The 23148-nt window shown below is 67.7% G+C and carries 24 protein-coding genes; 11 read left to right on the forward strand and 13 right to left on the reverse strand.

Features of this window, described 5'->3' with window-relative positions; all coding sequences use genetic code 11:
• Positions 1-73: 73 nt before the first annotated feature.
• Positions 74-775, forward strand: a complete 702-nt coding sequence (locus KV110_RS38690) for a TetR/AcrR family transcriptional regulator C-terminal domain-containing protein (protein WP_218472050.1) — start codon at positions 74-76, stop codon at positions 773-775.
• Here the strand turns inward: KV110_RS38690 and KV110_RS38695 are convergent.
• Positions 758-1618, reverse strand: a complete 861-nt coding sequence (locus KV110_RS38695) for an alpha/beta hydrolase family protein (protein ID WP_218472051.1) — start codon at positions 1616-1618, stop codon at positions 758-760. The genes KV110_RS38690 and KV110_RS38695 overlap by 18 nt on opposite strands.
• Positions 1619-1689: 71 nt before the next feature.
• Positions 1690-2322 (reverse strand): TetR/AcrR family transcriptional regulator, encoded by a 633-nt coding sequence (locus KV110_RS38700; protein WP_246634229.1) that lies wholly within the window; start codon positions 2320-2322, stop codon positions 1690-1692.
• Positions 2323-2808: 486 nt separating this feature from the next.
• On the opposite strand from KV110_RS38700, the gene KV110_RS38705 reads away from it, so the two are divergent.
• Entirely contained in the window at positions 2809-3492 is a 684-nt protein-coding gene (locus KV110_RS38705; protein WP_218472052.1) for a ZIP family metal transporter, read from the forward strand.
• A gap of 27 nt (positions 3493-3519) precedes the next feature.
• On the opposite strand, the gene KV110_RS38710 is transcribed toward KV110_RS38705, so the two are convergent.
• The gene (locus KV110_RS38710; RefSeq protein ID WP_218472053.1) at positions 3520-3984 is read right to left on the reverse strand and encodes a MarR family winged helix-turn-helix transcriptional regulator; all 465 of its coding nucleotides are present in this window, start codon (positions 3982-3984) and stop codon (positions 3520-3522) included.
• Positions 3985-4135: 151 nt separating this feature from the next.
• Between KV110_RS38710 and KV110_RS38715 the strand changes: the two genes are divergently transcribed.
• Entirely contained in the window at positions 4136-5110 is a 975-nt protein-coding gene (locus tag KV110_RS38715) for an SMP-30/gluconolactonase/LRE family protein (RefSeq protein ID WP_246634230.1), read from the forward strand.
• A gap of 89 nt (positions 5111-5199) precedes the next feature.
• On the opposite strand, the gene groL is transcribed toward KV110_RS38715, so the two are convergent.
• A complete protein-coding gene (gene groL, locus KV110_RS38720) occupies positions 5200-6825 on the reverse strand; it encodes a chaperonin GroEL (protein ID WP_218472055.1) in 1626 nt (541 codons plus the stop codon).
• A gap of 249 nt (positions 6826-7074) precedes the next feature.
• Positions 7075-7368 carry a hypothetical protein gene (locus tag KV110_RS38725; RefSeq protein ID WP_107659693.1) on the reverse strand — a complete coding sequence of 98 codons (294 nt, stop codon included), beginning with the start codon at positions 7366-7368 and terminating at the stop codon, positions 7075-7077.
• Positions 7369-7780: 412 nt separating this feature from the next.
• On the opposite strand from KV110_RS38725, the gene KV110_RS38730 reads away from it, so the two are divergent.
• Positions 7781-8455, forward strand: a complete 675-nt coding sequence (locus KV110_RS38730; protein WP_218472056.1) for a suppressor of fused domain protein — start codon at positions 7781-7783, stop codon at positions 8453-8455.
• Positions 8456-8494: 39 nt separating this feature from the next.
• On the opposite strand, the gene KV110_RS38735 is transcribed toward KV110_RS38730, so the two are convergent.
• The 6 genes from KV110_RS38735 to KV110_RS38760 form a co-directional block, all read right to left on the reverse strand.
• The gene (locus KV110_RS38735; protein ID WP_218472057.1) at positions 8495-9223 is read right to left on the reverse strand and encodes a Clp protease N-terminal domain-containing protein; all 729 of its coding nucleotides are present in this window, start codon (positions 9221-9223) and stop codon (positions 8495-8497) included.
• 123 nt (positions 9224-9346) lie between these two features.
• Complete coding sequence (locus KV110_RS38740; RefSeq protein WP_218472058.1) at positions 9347-10435, reverse strand: NAD(P)/FAD-dependent oxidoreductase; 1089 nt, start codon at positions 10433-10435, stop codon at positions 9347-9349.
• 85 nt (positions 10436-10520) lie between these two features.
• Complete coding sequence (locus KV110_RS38745) at positions 10521-11405, reverse strand: RNA polymerase sigma-70 factor (protein WP_246634842.1); 885 nt, start codon at positions 11403-11405, stop codon at positions 10521-10523.
• A 251-nt stretch (positions 11406-11656) separates the two neighbouring features.
• Positions 11657-12556: a CDP-alcohol phosphatidyltransferase family protein gene (locus tag KV110_RS38750; RefSeq protein ID WP_218479426.1), complete on the reverse strand. Its 900-nt coding sequence runs from the start codon at positions 12554-12556 to the stop codon at positions 11657-11659.
• Entirely contained in the window at positions 12556-13290 is a 735-nt protein-coding gene (locus KV110_RS38755) for a phosphatidylserine decarboxylase (RefSeq protein WP_218472060.1), read from the reverse strand. Before KV110_RS38755 ends, KV110_RS38750 begins: the two co-directional genes overlap by 1 nt.
• A gap of 103 nt (positions 13291-13393) precedes the next feature.
• Positions 13394-13666, reverse strand: coding sequence for a GlsB/YeaQ/YmgE family stress response membrane protein (locus KV110_RS38760; protein ID WP_218472061.1), 273 nt, complete (start codon positions 13664-13666; stop codon positions 13394-13396).
• 260 nt (positions 13667-13926) lie between these two features.
• Here KV110_RS38760 and KV110_RS38765 point away from each other — a divergent pair, with 260 nt between their 5' ends.
• On the forward strand, positions 13927-14964 hold the full coding sequence (locus KV110_RS38765) for a beta-ketoacyl-ACP synthase III (RefSeq protein WP_218472062.1): 1038 nt from the start codon (positions 13927-13929) through the stop codon (positions 14962-14964).
• Positions 14965-15002: 38 nt separating this feature from the next.
• Here the strand turns inward: KV110_RS38765 and KV110_RS38770 are convergent, their stop codons facing one another.
• Complete coding sequence (locus KV110_RS38770; protein ID WP_393537608.1) at positions 15003-15716, reverse strand: SIMPL domain-containing protein; 714 nt, start codon at positions 15714-15716, stop codon at positions 15003-15005.
• A 59-nt stretch (positions 15717-15775) separates the two neighbouring features.
• On the reverse strand, positions 15776-16231 hold the full coding sequence (locus tag KV110_RS38775; RefSeq protein ID WP_218472063.1) for an SRPBCC family protein: 456 nt from the start codon (positions 16229-16231) through the stop codon (positions 15776-15778).
• 201 nt (positions 16232-16432) lie between these two features.
• Here KV110_RS38775 and KV110_RS38780 point away from each other — a divergent pair, with 201 nt between their 5' ends.
• The 6 genes from KV110_RS38780 (at position 16433) to KV110_RS38805 (ending at position 23064) form a co-directional block, all read left to right on the forward strand.
• Positions 16433-16594 carry a hypothetical protein gene (locus KV110_RS38780; protein ID WP_218472064.1) on the forward strand — a complete coding sequence of 54 codons (162 nt, stop codon included), beginning with the start codon at positions 16433-16435 and terminating at the stop codon, positions 16592-16594.
• Between the two features lie 67 nt (positions 16595-16661).
• A complete protein-coding gene (locus KV110_RS38785; protein ID WP_218472065.1) occupies positions 16662-18329 on the forward strand; it encodes an NAD(P)/FAD-dependent oxidoreductase in 1668 nt (555 codons plus the stop codon).
• Positions 18330-18344: 15 nt separating this feature from the next.
• On the forward strand, positions 18345-19850 hold the full coding sequence (locus tag KV110_RS38790; RefSeq protein WP_218472066.1) for an ATP-binding protein: 1506 nt from the start codon (positions 18345-18347) through the stop codon (positions 19848-19850).
• Entirely contained in the window at positions 19850-20203 is a 354-nt protein-coding gene (locus KV110_RS38795) for a UBP-type zinc finger domain-containing protein (protein WP_218472067.1), read from the forward strand. Before KV110_RS38790 ends, KV110_RS38795 begins: the two co-directional genes overlap by 1 nt.
• Before the next feature lie 73 nt (positions 20204-20276).
• Positions 20277-20714, forward strand: a complete 438-nt coding sequence (locus KV110_RS38800) for a hypothetical protein (RefSeq protein WP_218472068.1) — start codon at positions 20277-20279, stop codon at positions 20712-20714.
• 49 nt (positions 20715-20763) lie between these two features.
• Positions 20764-23064, forward strand: a complete 2301-nt coding sequence (locus KV110_RS38805; protein WP_218472069.1) for an AAA family ATPase — start codon at positions 20764-20766, stop codon at positions 23062-23064.
• The last annotated feature ends 84 nt before the right edge of the window (positions 23065-23148 follow it).

Below are 23148 nucleotides of genomic sequence, written 5' to 3' on the forward strand. Positions count from 1 at the left end.
GGGCGCCGCGACCTGGGCCTACGGTGTAGATGTCCGCTACACCGTAGACCTGGGTTCGGGAGGAGAAGCTGTCGTGAGTTCGGAAAACGCCGTCGAGGTATCCGGCGTGCGCCGTCCCCGCGCTGCCGTCCGGCGCGCGCGGCCCGCGCCAACGACGCGAACAGTGTTGAACCGCGACTATATCGCCGCGATCGCGCTGACCCTGATAGATCAGACCGGTGTCGACGGCTTTTCGATGCGCAAACTCGGGGCCGCGCTCGGCGCGGACCCGATGGCGGCCTACCGGCATTTCACCGATCAACAGGATCTGTTCGACGGCATCGCCGCCGCCATGTTCGCCGAACTGGATATGGAATCCCTGCCGTGGCAGGAGCCTTGGCGCGACCTGATGCGCGCCTACGCGCACCGGCTGCGTTCCACGCTGCGGCGGCATCCGAATGCGGTGCCGGTCTTCGCGACTCGTCCGGTGCGCAGCGAGCTGGCGGTCGAAACCGGCAGTTGGATGGTGGAACACCTGCAGGGCGCCGGGTTTTCGGCGACGGTGGCGCTACAGATGACCCGCTGCCTACGCGAGTACACGATCGGCCACATCCTCAGCCACGCCATCGCCACCGTCGCCGCCCAGCGGACCGACCAGGCCGCTGATCCGAAACCTGTTGTACCCGAAGATCTCTCATACGCCGCTAACACCGACCACTTCGATATCGGCCTGGACGCGATGCTCGAAGGCTTCGCCCACCACCGGCGAACCCCGCGTTCAGGAGCGATCGCGTAGCCACTTCTCGATCTGGTCGATGGTGCTGGTGGGTTCGCGGATCCAGCCGTTGTGGCCCAACGGGTTCGGCTCGCGCCAGGTGGTCACGTCGGCCTTCGGCAGCTTCGCCAGCAGGTGCTCGGCGGAGCCGGGTGGCGTGAGGTCGTCACCGGTCATGGTGATCGACAGCACGGGCAGCTTCAGCCGCGCGATCCGCTCCTCGTAGTCGATATCCGCGCCGACCGGCACGAACCGGCCGGTGCGGGCCAGCCGGGCCCAGTCCGAGATCAGCACCTTGGACTGGCGGCCGAAGCCCATCGAGATCCGGTCGCCCGGCCAGAAGCCCGCCACGTTGGCGGTCAGCGAGGCGGCGGCGGTGCCGAACAGGATGCCGGGACTCGAAAGTCCCGGGTACGCACGGTAATACGGCGTTCCGGAGGCGACCAGGATCAGCCCGCCGAGCCGACCGCGGATCCGCGAGGCATACATCACCGCGAACTGACCGCCCATGCTGTGCCCGAGCAGATAGGGCGTGCTGGCCGGGAACCGTTCGCGGACCACCTCGAAGATCGCCGGGAAGTCGACCGAGACCAGCTCGTGGTAGCCGTAGGTGCTGGCGGCGCTCGGCTTCGGCGTGCTGTCGCCGTTGCCGCGCAGTTCCCCGATGGCCACGTCGAACCCGCGCGCCGCCAGTCGGGCGCCGAACAGCTCGTAGTACCCGGCGGGAACACCGAGACCGGGCACGATCACCACCACGGGACGCGGCGCGTCCGGCGTGACCGGATGCCGGTGCGCGCCACCGGCCGAAATCAGCCGCACCGGAACTGTGCTGCCGTCCGGCATCTGGATCGGAACCGTCTCCATGCCGGGCACGCTACCGCGCTGTACCGCACCCCAGCACACCCGCTCGTCAGGCGTAGCCCCGACCGCGCCTGTTAAGCGCCGACCGCTCCCATGATCACCCTGCTCAACACCCTGATCACGTCGTCGAGCGGTGGCCGCGGATCCGAACCGCTCCAGGAATCCACCACGTAGTTGACCGCGCCGATGATCGCCAGCACCCGCATCTCGTAGTCGCCGGTCGGGATCTCGCCGTGCATGGCCGCGTCCTCCGCGGCGCCGGCCAGCAGCGAGCCCCACACCCGGCGCAGTTCGAGCCGGAACTTCTCCACCTTCGGGCCCGCACCGACCACCTCGACCAGTGCGACGCGCGCCTTGCGCGGATCGGATCCGATGGACTCGACGTAGGCACGGACCGCCGCGTCGATGATCTCGAGCGCGCTCGCGTCGGCCTTGCTTTCCAATGACTTGGCGACCGCGTCTCGCGACTCTCGATCGATCTGCTCGTAGAGCTCGAGTAGTAGGGACTCGCGGCCGGTGAACTCCTCGTAGAACTGTCGTGAGGAGAGTCCGGCGTCCTTACAGATGGCGCCGACCGAACTATTGGCGTAGCCGTCGCGCGCGAAGACCGTCAGGCCTGATTCCAGAAAACGCGCACGCCGCTGACGTTGCCGGTCCTCGACGGGTTGCCCGGCATACATTCGACCCGTATTCGCATCCTGTGACATTGGGCCAGACAATACAGAAGGCCCAGAACGGCTCGACATGGATCGGTGCGTTGGTATCAACCCGCAATCGACCGCGCGTTAGCCGAAAGTTGGCAGGGCGGTTAGTAGCTGACCCATCCTTCCCCGGAAGACGAAACGAGCTGTCCGGGGGCCAACTTATCGAGCCCGCTGGATGGGCGATCCGACTGAGCAACGCTCCCAACAATGTCCGAGGTTCTCTTGTCACTGACTGTTTGCCGGAACAGATGACGCCGACAGCCGGAGGTGGCGTGAGCTATTATTACGGGAATTTATAGAATAATTCTCTACCGAACTGGTCTGCTGGTTATGCCTGATTCGTCCTGTCCGCCAACGGACTTCGCGGAGTGCGCCGAGTTCGACAAATAGGACATCGAATAGACGGCTTACCGCACCCGTCGTCGCCGCTGCGGCCGTGTGCGGTCTGTCGACGAAGCGCGTCCGGCCGCGCCGTTTAGGGTGAGCCGCATGCTGATTGCGTTGCTCTACGGGCTCGGCACGGCCGTACCGCTGGTGATCGGCGCCGCGATCGGCCTGCGCTGGACGTTGCCGAAGACCGTGCTCGCGTCGCTGATGGCATTCGGCTCCGGCACCATGATCGCCGCGGTGTCCAACGAACTCTTCGAGCCCGCGTTCCATCAGGCCGGCGTGCTGATCGCCGCGCTGGCGCTGTTCGCGGGCGCCGGGGTCTATGTGGTGGCCAATCATCAAATCGAAACCCGGCTGGGCGACAACGCAATCGGCTGGGCGCTCATGCTGGGCACCGTGCTCGACGGCGTCCCGGAGAACACCGCCCTCGGCGTAACCCTCGGCGGCGGTGGCGGACTCGCGCTGCTGGTCGCCGTTGCCGTTGGCAATGTGCCGGAGGCGATCAGCGGCGCTTCGCTGATGCGTGCGCACGGTGCTCGACGCTCGGGACCGCTGTGGCTATGGACGGGAACGGGTTTGGCGCTCGTCGTAGTGACCGTGCTCGGGCATGCGTTGTCCGACAACCTCCCCGAGACCAACATCAGCGTGGTACAGGCCTTCGCGGGTGGCGCGACCATCGCGGTGCTCGCCGACTCGCTGATGCCAGAGGCCTACCGCGAAGGCGGCTGGTGGGTGGGAATGGCTACCGCCGCAGGCTTTCTCGTAGCCTTCGTGCTCGGCTGAACCCTCGCTGCCCGACGGTGAACTGACTCACTTCTTTTGGGCAGCAGGGGTTTCGGGCCGTACGGCATCGAAGAGATCCGCGCAGCGGGTGAGCAGATCTTGCAGGGTGGCGCGTTCGGCATCGGTGAATCCGGCGGCCACCGCGCGTTCCACCCGGACCGCGCGGGCGTCGGCATCCCGCATGACGGCGGTGCCCGCTTCGGTGAGACGGGTTTCCAGGATGTTCTTGTGCCACGCGTGCGGGGTTCGTTCGATGAGGCCACGGTCCTGCAGGTTGGTCAGCACGGTGTTCATCGTCGGTGGCGTCACGCCGCATAGCCGGGCCAGGGCGGCGGCCGAGATGCCGGGGTTCTCGTCGAGGAAAAGCAAGGCGGCGTACTGCGGCACGGTGACGCCCGCGGGCTTCAACGCGGCGTTTTTCGCCGTTTGCAGTGCCTGCTCGGCGCGCTTCACGTAGGAGCCGAGGCGCTCGGAGGAGTGCAGGGACGTCATGAGCGCATGGTATCTGCCCGATCGCGGGTGAGAGTCTTGACTAGTATTCGAACTCTAATCTATGTTCGTGCTCATTCTTAGATGTGGATACATCTAAGCGATAGACCTGATGAGAGGCTTGACCATGTCCCACGACGCAACGCGCCGCCGTATGTCGTCCATTGCCATCGCGCTGACCTGCGCCGCCGTCGCGGCCTGTGGAACCACCGAAGAGGCCGCGGCCCCCGCGATCAGTACCGCCTTCGAACTGCCGAGCGACCGCGCCTACCCAGAGGGCATCGCCGCCGATCCGCGCACCGGCGACACCTATGTGGGGTCGTACACCACCGGGGCCGTCTACCGAGCCACGCCCGGCGCCAGGCAGGCCGAGACCTTCCTGCCCGAAGGCGCCGACGGCCGCAGGACCGCCAATGGCCTGAAGGTCGACCAGGCGGGCCGTCTGTGGGTGACCGACTCGACCGCCGGAGTTACCGTGTACGACACCACGACTCGCGCCCTCATCGCCCGCTTCGAGGTACCCGGTGCGGCAGCGCGCTTCGTCAACGATCTCGCCATCACCCCCGACGGCACCGTATACCTGACCGATTCCGTGCGCGGCGTCGTCTATCGCGTCACCGCCGACCAAGTGGCGGACGCCGCCGCCCACGGCGGACGCGCTGAACTGGCAACACAATTCGATCTGAACGCCGCCACCGCACCACACGATCCCGCAGGCCTCGCCTTGAACGGCATCGCCGCCGACCCCGCAGGCAACTACCTACTCGTCGTCGACATGAACGCAGGCAACCTGTACCGAATCAGCCTCGCCCCCAACAGCACCGACCCGATTCGCAAAGTAACCATGCACGGCGGAAACCTGGCTCACGGCGACGGCCTCGACCTCAACGACAACACCCTGTGGGCCGCCCAGAACACCACCAACACCATCACCCGCTGGACCCTCACCGACAACGGCTCCACCGCCACCCTGAACCACCACATCACCGACGAATCCCTGTCCATCCCCACCACCCTGATCCACCACAACAACCAAACCCTCGTCGTCTCCTCCCAATTCGACAAAGGCGGCCCCATGGGCCCCGGCATCCCCAACCCGTTCACCGTCGTCACCGTCAACGGAATCTGACCCCACAACCGCACCCAGAAAAGCCGAAAGCCGGCCCACCCGAGGGTGGACCGGCTTTCGGTTCGAAAGATGTTGCCGGGTGGCTGGACTCAGAAGTCCATGCCGCCCATGCCACCGGTCGGGTCGCCGGCGGGAGCGGCGGACTTTTCCGGCTTGTCGGCGACGACGGCCTCGGTGGTGAGGAACAGAGCCGCGATGGACGCCGCGTTCTGCAGCGCGGAGCGGGTGACCTTCACCGGGTCGGCGACACCGGCGGCGAGCAGGTCCTCGTAGACGCCGGAGTCGGCGTTGAGGCCGTGGCCCGCGGGCAGGTTGGAGACCTTCTCGGCGACAACGCCGGGCTCGAGGCCCGCGTTGAAGGCGATCTGCTTCAGCGGCGCCGACAGCGCGACACGCACGATGTTCGCGCCGGTCGCCTCGTCACCGCTGAGCTTCAGGTCGTCCAGGGCAGGCGCCGACTGCAGCAGGGCCACGCCGCCACCGGCGACGATGCCCTCTTCGACGGCAGCCTTGGCGTTGCGCACGGCATCTTCGATGCGGTGCTTGCGCTCCTTGAGCTCGACCTCGGTCGCGGCACCGGCCTTGATGACCGCAACACCGCCGGCCAGCTTGGCCAGACGCTCCTGCAGCTTCTCCCGGTCGTAGTCCGAGTCCGAGTTCTCGATCTCGGCACGGATCTGCGCAACGCGGCCCTTGATGGCCTCCGCGTCGCCCGCACCCTCGACGATGGTGGTCTCGTCCTTGGTGATGACCACCTTGCGGGCCTGGCCGAGCAGCTCGATGCCGGCGGTCTCCAGGGAGAGGCCGACCTCTTCGCTGATGACCTCGCCACCGGTGAGGATGGCGATGTCGGCGAGCTGCGCCTTGCGGCGGTCACCGAAGCCCGGCGCCTTGACGGCGACAGACTTGAAGGTGCCACGGATCTTGTTGACCACCAGAGTGGACAGGGCTTCGCCCTCGACGTCCTCGGCGATGATCAGCAGCGGCTTGCCGGCCTGGATGACCTTCTCCAGCAGCGGCAGCAGGTCCTTGACGGTCGAGATCTTCGAGCCGACCAGCAGGATGTACGGATCCTCGAGGACCGCTTCCTGACGCTCCGGGTCGGTGACGAAGTAACCCGAGATGTAGCCCTTGTCGAAGCGCATGCCCTCGGTCAGCTCCAGCTGGAGCCCGAAGGTGTTGCTCTCCTCGACGGTGATAACGCCTTCCTTGCCGACCTTGTCCATGGCCTCGGCGATGAGCTCACCGATGGACGAGTCGCCGGCCGAGATGCCCGCGGTAGCAGCGATCTGCTCCTTGGTGTCGATCTCCTTGGCCGAGTCGAGCAGGCGAGCCGTGACGGCCTCGACGGCCTTCTCGATACCGCGCTTCAGACCCAGCGGGTTCGCGCCGGCCGCGACGTTGCGCAGACCCTCACGCACGAGCGCCTGGGCGAGCACGGTGGCGGTGGTGGTGCCGTCGCCCGCGACGTCGTCCGTCTTCTTGGCGACTTCCTTGACCAGCTCGGCGCCGATCTTCTCGTACGGGTCCTCCAGCTCGATCTCCTTGGCGATGGAAACACCATCGTTGGTGATCGTGGGGGCGCCCCACTTCTTCTCCAGGACAACGTTGCGACCCTTGGGGCCCAACGTCACCTTGACCGCGTCGGCGAGGGCGTTCAGACCCCGCTCGAGACCGCGACGGGCCTCTTCGTCGTACGCAATTGTCTTGGCCATTGCGTTGAGATCCTCCACATGTGTATGGCTGACACACGAGACGATCGCAGGTTGGATCGCCCCATTTACGCTGGCCAGGTGCGGTGCCCGCGACGGACGACCGAGGGTGTCGATGGAACCCGGTCTCACCGTCCCGACCTGGCACTCACAGGTCGAGAGTGCCAAAGCCATTTCTAGCACTCGGGGGTGCCGAGTGCAAGGTCGTCTTCACCGGCGCCGTCGGTAGCCCGGCGCTCAGCACGCGGTGACCTAAGCCCGGTCGTCCACCCGCAGCACCAACGCGACGAAGGCGTCGGTCCTGCGCTCTTCCGGGGAGCGCGGTTCGCCGCCCTCCACCGTGACGAGCTCGGCGTCGTGCAACAGCAACTCTGCTTCGACCCGCATGATCGCCCGAATAAAAGGGGGCGCCACCTCGGGGGGAAGGTCGCCGTTGACGACATAGCTGCCGTCCGGCTGGGACTCAGTGGACACATAAGAAAGCGCACGCAGCAGATCGGCGCGTCGTTCCCCCGCGATTAGGTCGGAATCCGTTTCATCCGCCATTGCTATAGCTTAGCGGGCGCCTGCGGAGGGGTAGGTCCGGGAGGGGAATCATGATCATTTTCGGGCGCCTGGGCGTGGAAATCGTGCCCACCGCGCATGGCCGGAGCGGATGCGAAGGTACGCAGAACAGGCGCAGCCGGACGTCAGTCCGTCCACAGCCCGCGCATGGCCGGAGCGAATGCGGAGGTACGCAGAATCGGCGCTGCCGGACGGAGTCCGCCATCAGCCCGCGCATGGCCGGAGCGAATGCGGAGGTACGCAGAACAGGCGCAGCCGGACGTCAGTCCGTCCACAGCCCGCGCATGGCCGGAGCGAATGCGGAGGTACGCAGAATAGGCGCTGCCGGACGGAGTCCGCCATCAGCCCGCGCATGGCCGGAGCGAATGCGGAGGTACGCCTTTATGGTGGCGGGGTGAGTGAAGCACCCGGCTGGAATGCCATCGACGGCGCCCTGCAGCCGTTGTACGGCGATATCGAACCTTTCCATTGGGCCACCGATCACCGCTGGTCGCTCGGCGGGCCGGATCCACTCGACGGGATCAGCGCGTATACCCGCACCGACCCGGTGCCGCACTGGCACTACATCAGTTACGGCATGACCGAGCTGTACGAGAAGGAATGGGACAACCCCGACGAGTCCGGCTGGGGGTTCGAGTTCACCTTCCGGTTGGTTCGCCGGTCCGCCGCTGCCGAGCCGCCGGTGTGGCCGGCGAACTTTCTGCAAAACCTTGCGCGTTATGTCTTCCAGTCCGGCAAGTGGTTCGAGCCGGGGCACACCATCAAGGCGAACGGCCCGATCGCCGCCGACCAACCGGATTCGAGCATCCAGGCCGTCGCCTTCACCACCGACCCCGAACTCGGCACCATCGAAACTCCGCACGGCAGTATGCGATTCCTGCAGATCGTCGGGCTGACCATGCCCGAGTACCGGGCGGCGCAGGGTGGGAAAGCAATCGAACTGCTCGCGGAACTGGCACCGCACCTGCCGCTGTACGTCACCGACACCGAACGCGCGCCGTTGGTTTCCGAACCGAAACCGCAAGCGCAGTGGCCACGTTGGGGTGGCGGCTTGCGCGGACGGGCCTGAATACCGCGCCCTCTTCGGCCGCGGCGGCCCGCGCCGGACTCATGACCGATTGGCCACGATCTGCGCGAGCAGTTCGACCAGATGCGCCTCGACTTTTGCCTTGTCGACCCCGAGCCCGCTCAGCAAACCGTTGCCGTTCTCCTGTTCCAGCAGCGCGAGCAGGATGTGTTCGGTACCGATGTAGTTGTGCCCCAAGCGAAGTGCCTCACGGAAGGACAGTTCCAGCACCTTCTTGGCTTCCGGGCCGAAGGGAATGAGCGGGGGAACATCGTCGCCGCCCGGCGGCAGTGCCGCGGTGGCTGCATCACGAACGGCGTCCAGGGTGAGGCCGCTGACGAGGAGTTCTTTCGCGGCCAACCCTTCCGGTTCGGAGAGCAGGCCGAGCACCACATGTTGGACACCGATCTGGGAATTGCCTGCCAGGCGCGCGGCCTCCTGCGCGGCCATCACCACCGCTCTGGCCCGCGTCGTGAATCTCGCGAAGCCCGCATTGGGATCCATCTGGGCGGCTTCGGCCGGGTCGCCGGGGCCCTTCGGCACGAAGCGCTTCTGTGCGGCCTGTTTGGTGACGCCCATGCTGGCGCCGATGTCGGTCCAGGAGGCACCCGCACGGCGGGCCTGGTCCACGAAGTGGCCGATCAGGTGATCGGCCACCTCGCCGAGGTGATCGCCCGCGACCACGGCGTCGGACAGTTGGTCGAGGACGTTGTCGGGACGGGCTTTCTTGATGCCGTCGATCAGATCGTCGAGGCGGAAGGGAAGGGTCATGCGTCAACGATAGGTTGACGATTGACCATCGTCAACCCAGAGTTGACGGACTCCTATCCCGGACTCGCCGCCAGTGCGTCAGCTCCTCGCTGACGACCGAAACCGATTCGGCGACACCATTTTTCAGGGTCGAGCCGCCCACCCCGCGCCGCGCACCACCGCTTCCTTCACCCAGGCGGCCGTCCGGCCGGTCAGCACGGTCCGCCGCGGTGAATCGTCGGTGTGCAGGAACTGGATGAGACCGTCCCGGCGACCGAGGCTCAGGCACTGGACCGCGTACCGGAACCGCAGCGGCACCGGTTCCCCGCCGCGCAGTCGCGTGGCAATGGCGTCGGCCGCGTACTTGCCGGTGGGCAGCGCGGTCGCACAAGCCATTCGCAGTTCCCGGCCGCCCGGACCGGCGATCACCGCGCTATCGCCCGCGGCGTAGACGTCCGGGTGTGAGAGCGACCGCAATGACGCGTCGGTCAGCACTCGGCCTACCCGGTCGACCGAGAGACCCGAGCGCGCCGCGAGATCCGGCACGCCGAATCCGGCCGTCCACACCGTCGCCGCGGCCTCGATCAGCGAACCATCGGCCAGCCGCACACCCTCCCCGGTCACCTCGATGACCTTGGCATCCGACCGGATCTCGACGCCGAGCCGCTCGAGCACCCGCCGAATATGCGCCCGCGCCCGCGTCGACAGCCAGGCGCCCGGTTCGTCCGGGCCGAGCAGCATGACCCGCGAATCCGGTTGCGTCTCGGCCAGTTCCGCGGCCAGCTCGATGCCGGTGGCGCCGCCGCCGACGATTACCACGGTGCCCCGCGGGGCAGTGAACCGGCCCGCGTCCTCGGGTGTCGCCAACAGGTACGCGTGCTCCGCGACACCGGGCACGCTGTTCGGGTCCGCGATGCTGCCCAGTGCGTAGACGAGTGTGTCGTAGTCGAGAGCCGTTGCGCTGTCCAGTAATACCCGCTTGGCCTCGGTGTCGATCTGGGTCGCCCGGGCGCGGACAAAGTGAATGTTCTTGTTCGCCAGCATTTCCCGCAGATCCCATTTCGAAATCTGTTGCCCGGCCGCCTGCTGATGCAGCCGTACCCGTTCGACGAAGCTCGCGCGAGCGTCCACGACGGTGATCTCGGCCTCGCGCGCCTTGCTGGCGAGGCGGCGGGCCGCCGCCAGCCCCGCGTACCCGGCGCCGAGGACGACGATTCGATGCTGTCCGGTCATGATGTGGCTCCTTTCGATCGGCCGACATCTTCCAGACCGGATAGCCTCACCATCCCTGACAATTTCGCGCCGTGAAGCGCGTCACTCAGCTCTTCGACGATCTGGCGAGATAGCTCAGCTTCTCCGGATTGACCACCAGCCGCAGCGCGGCGATCGCACCATCCACGAATTCCAAGCCGGCGACGAGCAGCGGAACTCCGTCCACCCTGGCCACCGCAGCGGGCGCGCCGTTGATCTCCTCGATCCGGACCTCCATGCCGGGCACCTCCCAGCGGAACAGCCCGGCCAGGTACCGCGCGACCTTCTTCGCGCCGACGACCGGCCGCCGGGCCGCGTTGATCTGACCGCCGCCGTCGGCGATCGAGGTGACATCGGCAGTGAGCATCTGCTCCAGCGACTCGATGTCGCCATTGCGCGCCGCCTTCAGGAACCGCTTGATCAGCTCGCCCGCGTACTCGGTCGAAATGTCGAACCGCGCCCGGCCTTCGCGCACGCGCTGGCCGGCCCGCCGGTAGATCTGCTGCGAATTGGTCTCGGTGATGGTGAGCATGTCGGCGATCTCGCGGTGTGCGTAACCGAATGCCTCGCGCAGCACGAATACGGCCCGTTCGATCGGCGTCAACCGCTCCAGCGCGGTCAGCAGCGCGAACGAAACCAGCTCGCGCTCTTCGACGGTCTCCAGCGGACCGAGCTCGCCGCGCTCGGTGGGTACGGGCTCGGGCAGCCACGGTCCGACGTAGGTCTCCCGGCGGGCCCGCGCCGAAACCAGCCAGGTGCGGCATTGATTCACCAGCACGGTGGTCAACCAGGCTTCGGCGGAACGGATTCGGCTGCGATCGGCGGCGTCCCAGCGCAGATATGTCTCCTGCACGGCGTCTTCGGCTTCACCGGCCGACCCGAGCATCCGGTAGGCGAGTGCGAACAGCCTGGGTCGATGCGCGACGAATTCCCGCAACCCGTCCGGCTCCATCGCCACCTTCTTCCGCGCCCGCCCGCCGGATATGACCGTACCGCTCGCCCGCGCGGGCAGCCGCACGTGTTCGGCCATCGCCGAACCTCCGACGCCGAGCAGCCGCTTCAAACCGAAGCGCGCGCCGCCGAAGCCGCCGATGGCCAACCCTCCGAGGCCGAAGCCGCCTACCGCCGCCAGAGTGTCCATACTCCAGCAGCCTCCTCGCTTCGGCTTGCCAAGTTCTTAAGAAATCCCAGCGAGCGGCGGGTTCAGCGGGGCAGGTTGTCGATGTCGCGCTTGCCGCCGGGGCGGCGCAACCGAAGGCGGGCGGTGGAGCCGCGGATCGCGGGACGGCGAATCACCGGCCTGCGCTGAGCGCGGCGTTGCGCACGCCGCTCAGCGGGCTTGTGCTGCCAGGTTTCCGGGCGTGCGGCCACCCAGCGCTGCGAGTGCCAGGCGAACGGGATGTGGCCCAAATACAAGGCGACCAGGATCAGCAGCAGCACGATCGGGTAGGTGACCAGCAGCGCCGCGGCCAGCGCGACCAACACCAGCAACCCGGCCGCGGCTTGCGGCGCGACCGACACCGACTTCATGGCCAGCGTCGGAATGGTGCTGACGCACAACGCGGCGGCGCCGACGGTCCACGCCGCGACCGCGTAGAAGGAAACCCACCAACCGTCACCGAACACCACGAACAGCGCGACCGGCACCATGGCGATGAGCGCACCCGCCGGGGCGGGCACGCCGACGAAGTATTCGCGCGACCACTCCGGCCGGGTGTCGTCGTCCAGCAGGGTGTTGAACCTGGCCAGCCGCAGCACGATGCTCACCGCGAACAGTAGGGCGATGATCCAGCCCGCGGTTTCGCTGTGCAGCAACGTCACATAGAGCACGAGCGCGGGCGCGACGCCGAAGGAGATGGCGTCGGAGAGCGAATCCAGCTCCGCACCGATCTTGGTGGTAGCGTCGAGCATTCGGGCGAGCCGACCGTCGAGGGTGTCGAGCACGGCCGCGGCGCCGATCATCGCGAGCGCGATGTCGAGCCGGTTGTCCAGGCCGAACTTCACCGCGGACAACCCGGAGCACAGCGCCAGAATGGTCACCACGCTCGGCAGCAGCCGGATCGAGCGGCGCCGTCGTCGCTGGGTCGGGACAGCCGCTTCCATCATGAATCAGTGGATGCCGAGGACCCGAGCACCGCGAGGACGGTCTCGCCGCCGATGGTGCGCTGTCCCACCTGGACGAGTAGCTCGGTGCCCGCCGGGAAGTAGGTGTCCAGGCGGGACCCGAAGCGGATCAGCCCGTAGGTGTCACCGATGGTCAGCACGTCGCCGACCTGGGCGTCGCAGACGATCCGGCGGGCCAGCAGGCCCGCGATCTGCACCACGACGACCTGATGCCCGTCCGGGGTTTCCAGCACCATGCTGTTGCGCTCGTTGACCGAACTGGCCTCGGGGAGATCGGCCGACCGGAACTGGCCCGCCTGATGCAGGACCGTGCGCACGACACCGGAGACCGGCGTGCGCTGCACGTGCACGTCGAGAACGGACAGGAAGATGCTCACCCGGGGCAGTGGCTGGTCGCCGAGGCCCAATTCCGCAGGCGGAGCGGCGGTGTCGACGAGGGCGATCTCGCCGTCCGCCGGGGCGACCACGACACCGGGCCGGTTCGGCGGCACCCGGTTCGGGTGCCGGAAGAACGTCGCGCACGCGGCCGCGGCCACCAGCCCCGTCCGGCGCACCCACTTGCGCTTGCCGCCGACGACGGCGATCGCGAGTGGGGCGGCGACGAACGGAAGCCCGGCGGGATGCAGCGGGGGAATCGCGTTGCGAACCAAATCGGCAACATGGCCGATTCCGGTGCGTTCAGGCGTGCCGGGCGGCGTGGGACGGCGGGCCACAGGCTCCTCTTTCGTACTAGATGCAGACGGATCGCGCCTTCAACGATAGGACCGGCGCAAGCGTTCACACCTTACGGGAAAAGGAGCCTGTGGCATGGTGCCGTCAGCTTCGGACTCGGCGGCCCATCACCAGACCGACCAGGAACAGCAGAATGACCGCGCCACCGAGGCAGGTGAAGAAGCTGAACCAGAGGCCGGCGCCTTCGACGTCGACACCGAACAACTTCAGGATGAACCCGCCGAGTAGGCCACCGACGATGCCTACGACGATGTTCAACAAGATGCCCTGCTGGGCGTCCGTCTTCATGATCTTGCTGGCGATCCAGCCGGCAAGACCACCGATGATGATCCACCCGATAATCCCGAGACCGAGCATGGTGTCCTCGCAATCCGCGTCTGCGGTCCGTGGCGCACAAGGACGGCAGACACATAGTTGGGGCATGCCGAACGGAGCAATCAGCATGCTAACCGCGGGATACCCGGTGATTGTGAGAATACGCACGGCGAAACGCCGGTTCTCCGGCTAATATGAGGGGGCCTCATGTCTACGGCTCCGTAGGTGTGGCTGACGAGGGATCATTTCGAGGCTTCGGGGACAACCCGGCGGCGGTTGCCGCAGGTACATAGGAGACGGACATGGCTGCTCGAATCGCCCAGACCACCGGGGCAGAGCACACGGCGATCCTCGGGCTCGGCGTATACCGCCCGGTTCGAGTCGTGACCAATGACGAGGTGGCGGGTCCGATCAACTCGAGCGACGAGTGGATCCAGACCAGGTCCGGGATCAAGACCCGGCGGTTCGCCGGAGAGTCGGAAACCATCCAGAGCATGAGCGTCGCCGCGGCCAAGGGGGCGCTCGAATCGTCGGGCATCGCGGTCGACCAGGTCGATTGCGTTATCGTCGCGACGTCGACGCACCTCCTGCTGACCCCCGCCGCCGCACCGCGGATCGCGACCGAACTCGGCATGAACGGCGCGGCAGCCTTCGACGTCTCCGCCGGTTGCGCCGGCTTCTGCCACGCCCTCGCGCTGGCCTCGGACCTGGTCCGCTGCGGTACCGCCGGGCACGTGCTGGTGATCGGCGTGGAGAAGCTGACCGACACGATCAACCCGAAGGACCGCTCGACCGCGTTCCTGTTCGCCGACGGCGCGGGCGCCGTGATCGTCGGCCCCTCGGCCGAGCCGGGTATCGGCCCGACGGTGTGGGGGTCGGACGGCACCCAGCATCACGCGATCCGGCAAGACAAGGACTGGGTCGAGTTCTTCCGGGAGATCGACGACAAGGGCCTCGACGCGGTGCGCCCGTACCTGGCGATGGAGGGCACCGCGGTGTTCCGCTGGGCCGCCCATTCCCTGGAGAAGGTCTGCCGCGACGCCATCGACCGGGCCGGACTGTCCACCGACGACCTGGACGCGATGATTCCGCACCAGGCCAACGGCCGGATCATCGAGATCATGGCGCGGGTGCTGAAGCTGCCGGAGAACTGCGCGCTGGCCAACGACATCGAGGAGACCGGCAATACCTCGGCCGCGTCGATCCCGCTGGCCATGGAGTCGCTGTTACGCAAGGGCGAGTCCAAGCCGGGTGACACCGCGTTGCTCATCGCCTTCGGCGCGGGGCTTTCCTATGCGGCACAGGTCGTTACGCTGCCCAAAGCGGCAATCAGCGGGTAATTGATCAGCACAATCAGTTGACCAACACAGTCAATTGATCAGCGCAGTCCCCAGGTGACCTTCACGGTGAACGTCACCGTCTGAGTGCCGGGTTCCAGCGCGAGCGATTCCGGCGCCGCGTCCCGCGCGGACGACCCCTTCGGGATGTCGTCGCGGTTGCTCGCCTCGGTAATGGTGATCACCTCGGTCAACCGCACCCCGGCGAGCACCGCGTACTGCTCGGCGCGCGCCTTCGCGTCGGCGAACGCCCGCGCCCGCGCGTCGGCGAGCAGCTGCGAGTTGTCGTCGATCGCGAAAGACACCGTGCGCAGCCTGGTTTCGTTGCCACCCGCCCTGATCGCGCTGTCCAGCACGCCGGATGCCTTGCTCAGCTCCCGCACGACGACGTGCACCGAGTTGGTGGCGCGGTAGCCGATGACGGTGTTGTTGTTGTCCGGGCCGCCCGCGTATTGCGGCTGAATCGAGACGTCGGTGGTGCGAACGTCCTCGCGGGGAAGGCCCGCGCCGACCATCGCGTCGGTCATCGCCTTGGCCTTCTCATTTGCGCGGTCGATAGCGGCCGAGACATTGTCGGCGGTCACCTCGACGCCGATGTCGGCATTCAGGATGTCCGGGGCGCCGCGCACCTGGCCACTGCCGACCACGGTGACTTCCCGTTCGGGTCCGGAGTCGGACTTGCCGCAGCCGGTCAGCAACGCGGTGGTTGCCGCGAGCACGGCAATAGGCGCGGACCAGCGCGTCATTCGTCGCATACTCCGCAACATACGACCGAATACCCGGCGCCGAGGGCGAACGCGCCGGACATTCAGGGTCAGGCCTTCGACTCGACCGCGTTCTTGATCTTGCCGAGCGTCTCCTGCATGCCGCGGACCAGTTCCGCCTCGAATGGCAGTTCGCCGCCGAGCGCGGCGTCGATGGCCTTGCGGGAGAGCCAGGTGGTGCCGTTGGAGACGTCGCGGCGCTCGATCAGCCTGGTGCCGGTCTCGGTCGGCTCCAGCGTGTAGCTCCAGATGGAGCGGTTCTCGTTGACCCGGAACGCGAACGCCTGGTTCGGCTCGAAACGCACGATCCGGGCGGTGGTCGGCCAGTACTTCTTGCCGTCCCGGTTCAGGTTGAGCACCCAGGTGCCCGCCTTCGGCGTGCCGAGCGGCAGCATCCGCACGCACTGCGGGCTGAACTCGGGCATCCGCTTCACATCCGAGACCACGGCCCACACCTGCTCGGGCGACGCGGCGATATCAATGGTGGCTTCGAGATTCTTCGGCAACGCGGCCTCCAGGGTTCATGCGAACGAACCGACAGTCCGGCCGAGCGCGCTTGACGGGTAGTGCACATCCTAATCGGGAAGACAGTTGGGTCACATTCAGCATGTTGTCCACGGATCTCGGTAATGGCCAGCGCACAATGCCGGATAGAAGAAGCAAAGACACTGCCTCCAGCTTTCCCGTCCAACGTGAGGTGATCGGCCGTGAAACTGCGCTCCCTCTTACCGCGTCGCCACGCGGAGAATGTTCCGCTACTTCCCGCCGACGAGACCGGCGGTCCGCCCGCCCGCGACTCGTCGGCCGAGAATCTCGAGCGGCTGCTGACCCCAAGCGAACTCGACCTCATCCGCCACCACAAGCTGTGACGGGCCGGTTGTCCGCCAGCAGTGAACGCCGACTGCACGGTTTGTATCGAGGATTCATACTCGTCAGGTGACTTCACCCGCTGCCACGAAACCGGCCATCCTGAGCGTCGATGACGATCCTGGGGTTTCCCGCGCGGTCGTGCGCGACCTGCGACGCCGCTACGGCGCCGACTACCGGATTCTGCGCGCGGAATCGGGCGCCCAGGCGCTCGACGCGCTGCGCGAGATGAAATTGCGCGGCCAGCCGGTCGCCGTCCTGATCGCCGATTACCGGATGCCGGGCATGGACGGCATCGAATTTCTCGAGCAGGCGATGGACCTGCACCCATACGCACGGCGCGTGCTGCTGACCGCCTACGCCGACACCAGCGCCGCGATCAACGCGATCAACGTGGTCGACCTGGACCACTACCTGCTCAAGCCGTGGGACCCGCCGGAAGAGAAGCTGTACCCGGTGCTGGACGGCCTGCTCGAAGCGTGGCGCAGCAGCGAACACCGGCCCGTCACCGAGACCAAGGTGGTCGGCAACCGCTGGTCGCCGCGTTCCTCGGAGGTGCGCGAGTTCCTGGCCCGCAATCAACTCCCCTACCGCTGGTACCTGGCCGACGAGCCGGAGGGCGCCCGGCTGCTGGAGGCGGCCGGTGCCGACCCCGAACGATGTCCGGTGGTGATCACAGCGGCCGGTGACGCCCTGGTGCAGCCGTCCGACAGCGAGCTCGCACAGAACGTCGGACTCACCGTCGATGCCACCGGCGACTTCTACGACCTGATCGTGGTCGGCGGCGGACCGGCCGGTCTCGGCGCGGCGGTGTACGGCGCCTCGGAGGGGTTGCGCACGGTGCTGGTCGAACGCACCGCGACCGGCGGTCAGGCCGGGCAGAGTTCGCGCATCGAGAACTACCTCGGCTTCCCCGACGGGGTGTCCGGCGGGCAGCTGGCCGACCGGGCGCGGCGGCAGGCGGCGAAATTCGGCGCCGAGGTGATCACCACCCGCGAGGTGATCGCGCTGGAGGTGAACGGTTCCGCCCGCACCGTGCGGTTCGCCGACGGCGGCAGGCTCTGCGCACACACGGTGATCATCGCGACCGGTGTCGACTACCGCCGTCATCCGGCCCCCGGCGTCGACGACTTCACCGGCCGCGGTGTGTATTACGGCTCGGCGATGACGGAAGCTTCCGAGTGCGCCGACCGGGATGTCTATATCGTCGGCGGCGCGAACTCGGCGGGACAGGCGGCGGTGTTCTTGTCGCGCAACGCGAATACCGTCCATCTGCTCGTGCGGTCCGACTCGCTGGACAACTCGATGTCGCACTACCTGATCCAGCAGATCGCGCAGATACCGAATATCAAGGTGCACACCAACACCGAGGTGACCGCCGCCGACGGCGACGACCACCTGCAACAGATCGTGTTGCGCAACAACGAGACCGGTGCCGAGGAAAAAACGGAGGCCGAGCGGCTGTTCCTGTTCATCGGCGCCGCACCGCAAACCGACTGGCTCGACGGCGTGATCAAGCGCGACCAGGACGGTTATGTGCTGGCCGGGCCCGACCTGCTGGTCGACGGCGCGCGTCCGGCGGGCTGGGAATTGCCGCGCCCGCCACATCATTTGGAGACCAGCGTGCCCGGCGTGTTCGTGGCAGGCGACGTGCACGCCGATTCGGCCAAGCGCGTCGCGTCGGCGGTCGGCGAGGGCGCGATGGCGGTCATGCTCGTGCACCGGTACCTCGCGTAAACAGGAGGCTGGCAGATGAACTCAACGGAAAACGCGGAACGCAGCAGCCGAATGGTCTGCGACCCAGCGGAATTGCGCACCCTGTTCCTGTTCGAGAAGCTCAACGACGAACAGCTGGACTGGCTGTGCCGGGACGGGCGGATCGAAACCATCGAACCGGGACTGGTTTTCCGCGAGGGCGAACCAGCCACCTGCTTCTACGTGCTGATGGACGGCGAGGTGGTGCTGACCAAGCTGTCCGGCGGCACCGAGATCGAGTTGGTGCGCACCCAGCACCGCGGCTCCTACGCGGGCGCCTGGATGGCCTACATCGGCGACAAGGTCGACCAGACCTATAGCGGGTCGATGTCGGTGACCAGGCCGTCCCGCTTCTATGTGCTCGACGCCGAGATCTTCGCCCAGATGATGCACGAATGGTTCCCGATGGCGGTGCACCTGCTGGAGGGCGTGTTCTTCGGCAACCGCAACACCAACGCGCGCGTCGGCCAGCGCGAGCGGCTGCTCGCCCTCGGCTCCCTGTCGGCAGGTCTCACCCATGAGCTGAACAACCCGGCCGCCGCCGCGGTGCGAGCCACCTCCGGGCTGCGCGAACGGGTCGCGGGCATGCGGCACAAGCTGGCCATGATGGCCGACGGCAAGTTCGACACCGCCTCCCTCGGCGCGCTGGTGCGGTTGCAGGAGGAGGCGGCGGCCCAGGTGGCCAAGGCGCCGGAGCTGACGCCGTTGGAGGCCGCCGACCGGGAGGACGTGCTCGGCGAGTGGCTGGACGAGCACGGCATCATCGACGGCTGGAACCTCGCGCCGAACTTCGTGCAGGCCGGTTTCGACGTGGACTGGCTCGAGCGCGTGGCGGCGACCCTCGAAGGCAGCACCGACCAGGTATTCCAGGGCGCGATCCGGTGGTTGAACTACACCATCGAGACCGAGCTGATGATGAACGAGATCGCCGACTCGACCACCCGCATCTCCTCGCTGGTCAACGCGGCCAAGCAGTATTCGCAGATGGACCGGGCGCCGTTCCAGGTGGTGGACATCCACGATCTGCTCGACAGCACCCTGGTGATGCTCAGCCGCAAGATCGGCGACGGGGTCGAGGTGGTCAAGGAATACGACCGCTCACTGCCCCAGGTGCCGTGCTACGCAGCGGAATTGAACCAGGTGTGGACCAACCTGATCGACAACGCGGTGTACGCGATGCAGGGGCAGGGCACGCTGTCCATCCGCACCAGGCACGAGAACGACTGCGCCGTCATCGAAATCGGCGACACCGGCCCCGGCATCCCGGACAACGTGCGCGGCCGGATCTTCGAGCCGTTCTTCACCACCAAGCCGATGGGCGAGGGCACCGGGCTCGGCCTGGACATCTCGTTCCGCATCGTGGTGAACAAGCACGAGGGCGACATCCAGGTCGACTCCGAGCCGGGCGACACCAGATTCACCGTATGGCTGCCACTGCACCGAACCCCGGAGAACCCGGAGGACAATCAGGCCGAATCCGAATCCATCGCAGGAGGTCAATGATGACGCAGGAGATCGAGGGCATCGAGCCGGCGGTACCGCCGAGCGGCACCGGCTGTGTGGAATGCGAAGCGTCGCAGGGGTGGTGGGTGCACCTGCGCCGCTGCGCCGAGTGCGGGCACATCGGCTGCTGCGATACCTCACCCGACCAGCACGCCAGCAAGCACGCGAAGGACACCGGCCACCCGTTCATCCAGAGCTTCGAGCCGGGCGAGGACTGGTACTGGAACTTCCGGACCGAGGAAATGTACGGCGACGGACCGGAACTCACCCCACCCACCAGCCACCCTGCCGACCAGGGCGTTCCCGGCCCGCGTGACCGGGTGCCGGAGGACTGGCAGGCACACATCCACTGAACCCCGGGCACCCGGTACGCTGCACCGAACACGCCGGCGGCGCCGGCACACGATCCACCGGGGAAAGCACGGTATGAAGCGAACTTCCGCCATCGTCCTGGCCACCGGGACGGTGGCTTTGGTGCTGGCAGGCTGCGGCCAGTCCTCGAACGACGCCACCGAGGCGAACGCACCGCGCACAGGCGGTTCGACCAGCGCGACGGCGCCCGCGCGGCCGCCGTCGCCCGCCGCGGCGCCGAGCACCGGCACGCCGGGCAGCGCGCCGACCGCCAACCAGCCGAGCACTCCCGCGACCAGCGACCCGTCGAAGGTCACCTGCGCCGAGTTCAAGCAGCTCGACACAGACGCGGAGAAGGCGCTGATCGAGCAGATCCTGGCGGACAACCCCGACAGCACGTTCGCGGGCAGCCCGAATGTCGCGCTCGGCACGGCGAAGCTCGTCTGCCTGTCCGGCAGCGTGGCCGATACGCCGGTCGGCGTGGCCGCCGGGATCGTCCCCAAGAACAAGTAGCACCCGCCGTCCCCGCCACGGCCGCGCTCCGGCGCGGCAGAATGGCACGGTGGCAGAACTGGCGCTCACCGCTCGACTGAATCCCTCCGCGGCCGACGCACGCCGCGGCGTGGTGCGACTACACCCCGAGGCGCTGACCGCGCTCGGGCTGCGCGAGTGGGACGGCATAGGGCTCGTCGGATCGCGGCGCACCGCCGCGGTGGTCGGCGTGGCACCGGCGGGTTCGCCGGCCGGCGTCGCGCTGCTGGACGACGTGACGCTGTCCAACGCGGGCTTGCGCGAGGACGCGACGGTGGTCGTCGCGCCGGTGACGGTGTACGGCGCCAGGCAGATCTCGGTGAGCGGCTCGGTGCACGCCACCCGCACCATCCCCGCGGCGACGCTGCGGCAGGCGCTGCTCGGCAAGGTGGTGACCGTCGGCGACGCGGTCTCGCTGTTGCCGCGCGATCTCGGTCCCGATATCAGCTCCGCGGCGGCCGCCCAGGCACTGTCGCGCACCTTCGGCATCGCCTGGACCACCGAGTTGCTCACCGTCACCGCCACCGATCCGCGCGGGCCGGTGAGCGTTCAGCCGAATACCGCGGTCGTCTGGGGCGCGGGCGTGGTGGCGGCCAGGGACGCCGCCGACCGAGCCATGGCCGGGATTCCGATCCCGCCGGGCGAGGCTTCCCGAGGCGCCACCGAGGCCGCCGCCTTCGAGGGAGCGGCCACCGCCAACGGCGCACCGGACGGCAGGAGCGCGCCCATCAGGCAAACCGATCCGCAGATCACCGTGAAGGACCTGGCGGGTGCGCACAGCCAGGCGACGAAACTCACCGAATGGCTCAGCCTCGCGCTCGACGAACCCGAGTTGCTCAAAACTCTCGGCGCCACACCGCGTCTCGGCGTACTGATCACCGGCCCGGCGGGCGTCGGCAAGGCCACCCTGGCGCGCGCGGTCACCGCGCCGCGCCGCCTCGTCGAATTGGACGGCCCGACGATCGGGGCCGCCGAGAGCGGCACCCGGCTGCGCGAGGTGGCCAAGGCGGTGGCCGATGTCGGTTCCGGCCAGGGCGGCATCCTGCTGATCACCGATATCGACGCGCTGCTGCCCGCGCAGGCCGAACCGGTCGCCACGCTCATACTCGATCAGCTGCGGGCCGCGGTCGCCGAACCGTGCGTCGCCTTCCTCGCCACCACGGCGCACCCCGCCGGAATCGACGCGCGGTTGCGCGCGCCCGACCTGTGCGACCGCGAACTCGCCCTCGCCCTACCCACCGCCACCGTGCGCAAGTCGCTGCTGGAGCAGCTGCTGCGCCGGGTGCCGACGGCGGAGCTCGAGCTCGACGAGATCGCCGCGCGCACACCCGGATTCGTGGTCTCCGACCTCGCCGCCCTGTGCCGGGAGGCGGCGCTGCGGGCGGCCTCGCGGGCCAGCAAGGACCACACCGAACCGCAACTGACCCAACCGGATCTGCTCGGCGCGCTGAAAGTGATTCGGCCACTGTCCCGTTCGGGCATGGACGAACTGGCCATCGGCAGCCTCAGCCTGGACGAGGTCGGCGACATGGTGCAGACCAAGCAGGCCCTCACCGAAACGGTGCTGTGGCCGCTGCGCCACCCGGATTCGTTCGCCCGCCTCGGCATCGATCCGCCGCGCGGCGTGCTGCTCTACGGCCCGCCCGGCTGCGGCAAGACCTTCCTGGTGCGGGCGCTGGCGAGCACCGGCCAGCTCAGCGTGCACACGGTGAAGGGCGCCGAGCTGATGGACAAGTGGGTCGGCTCGTCCGAGCGGGCGGTGCGCGAATTGTTCCAGCGCGCACGCGATTCCGCGCCGTCGCTGATCTTCCTCGACGAGGTGGACGCGCTGGCCCCGCGGCGCGGCCAGAGCGGTGATTCCGGAGTGGGCGACCGGGTGGTCGCCGCCCTGCTCACCGAGCTCGACGGAGTGGAACCGCTGCGCGACGTGGTGGTGCTCGGCGCGACGAACCGGCCCGAGCTGATCGATCCGGCACTGCTGCGGCCGGGACGGCTGGAACGCCTGGTCTTCGTGCCGCCGCCGGACGGTGCGGCGCGGCTGGAGATCCTGCGGACGGCGGGTCGGTCGGTGCCGCTGGCCGACGACGTCGACCTGGCCGCCCTGGCCCGCAAGCTCGACGGCTACTCCGCGGCGGACTGTGCCGCACTGTTACGCGAGGCCGCGCTGACCGCGATGCGTCGCGATCTCGACGCCGCCGATGTCACCGCGGCGGATGTAGCGGCGGCGCGGGCGGTGGTCCGGCCCTCGCTGGACGCGCTGCAGGTCGAGTCGCTGCGTCGCTACGCGGAAACGAGGGGCCAGCCCACCAGCAGCGAAGGTCGCTACCTATAGCCGTTGCCGATAAGTCGGCAACATGCCGTAAATGGCCACTATCTGGCGCTTCCACAGCTTAGACATGCGCTGGCGAAGTGCTGG

This window comes from Nocardia iowensis, from assembly GCF_019222765.1.
GTDB lineage: Bacteria > Actinomycetota > Actinomycetes > Mycobacteriales > Mycobacteriaceae > Nocardia > Nocardia iowensis.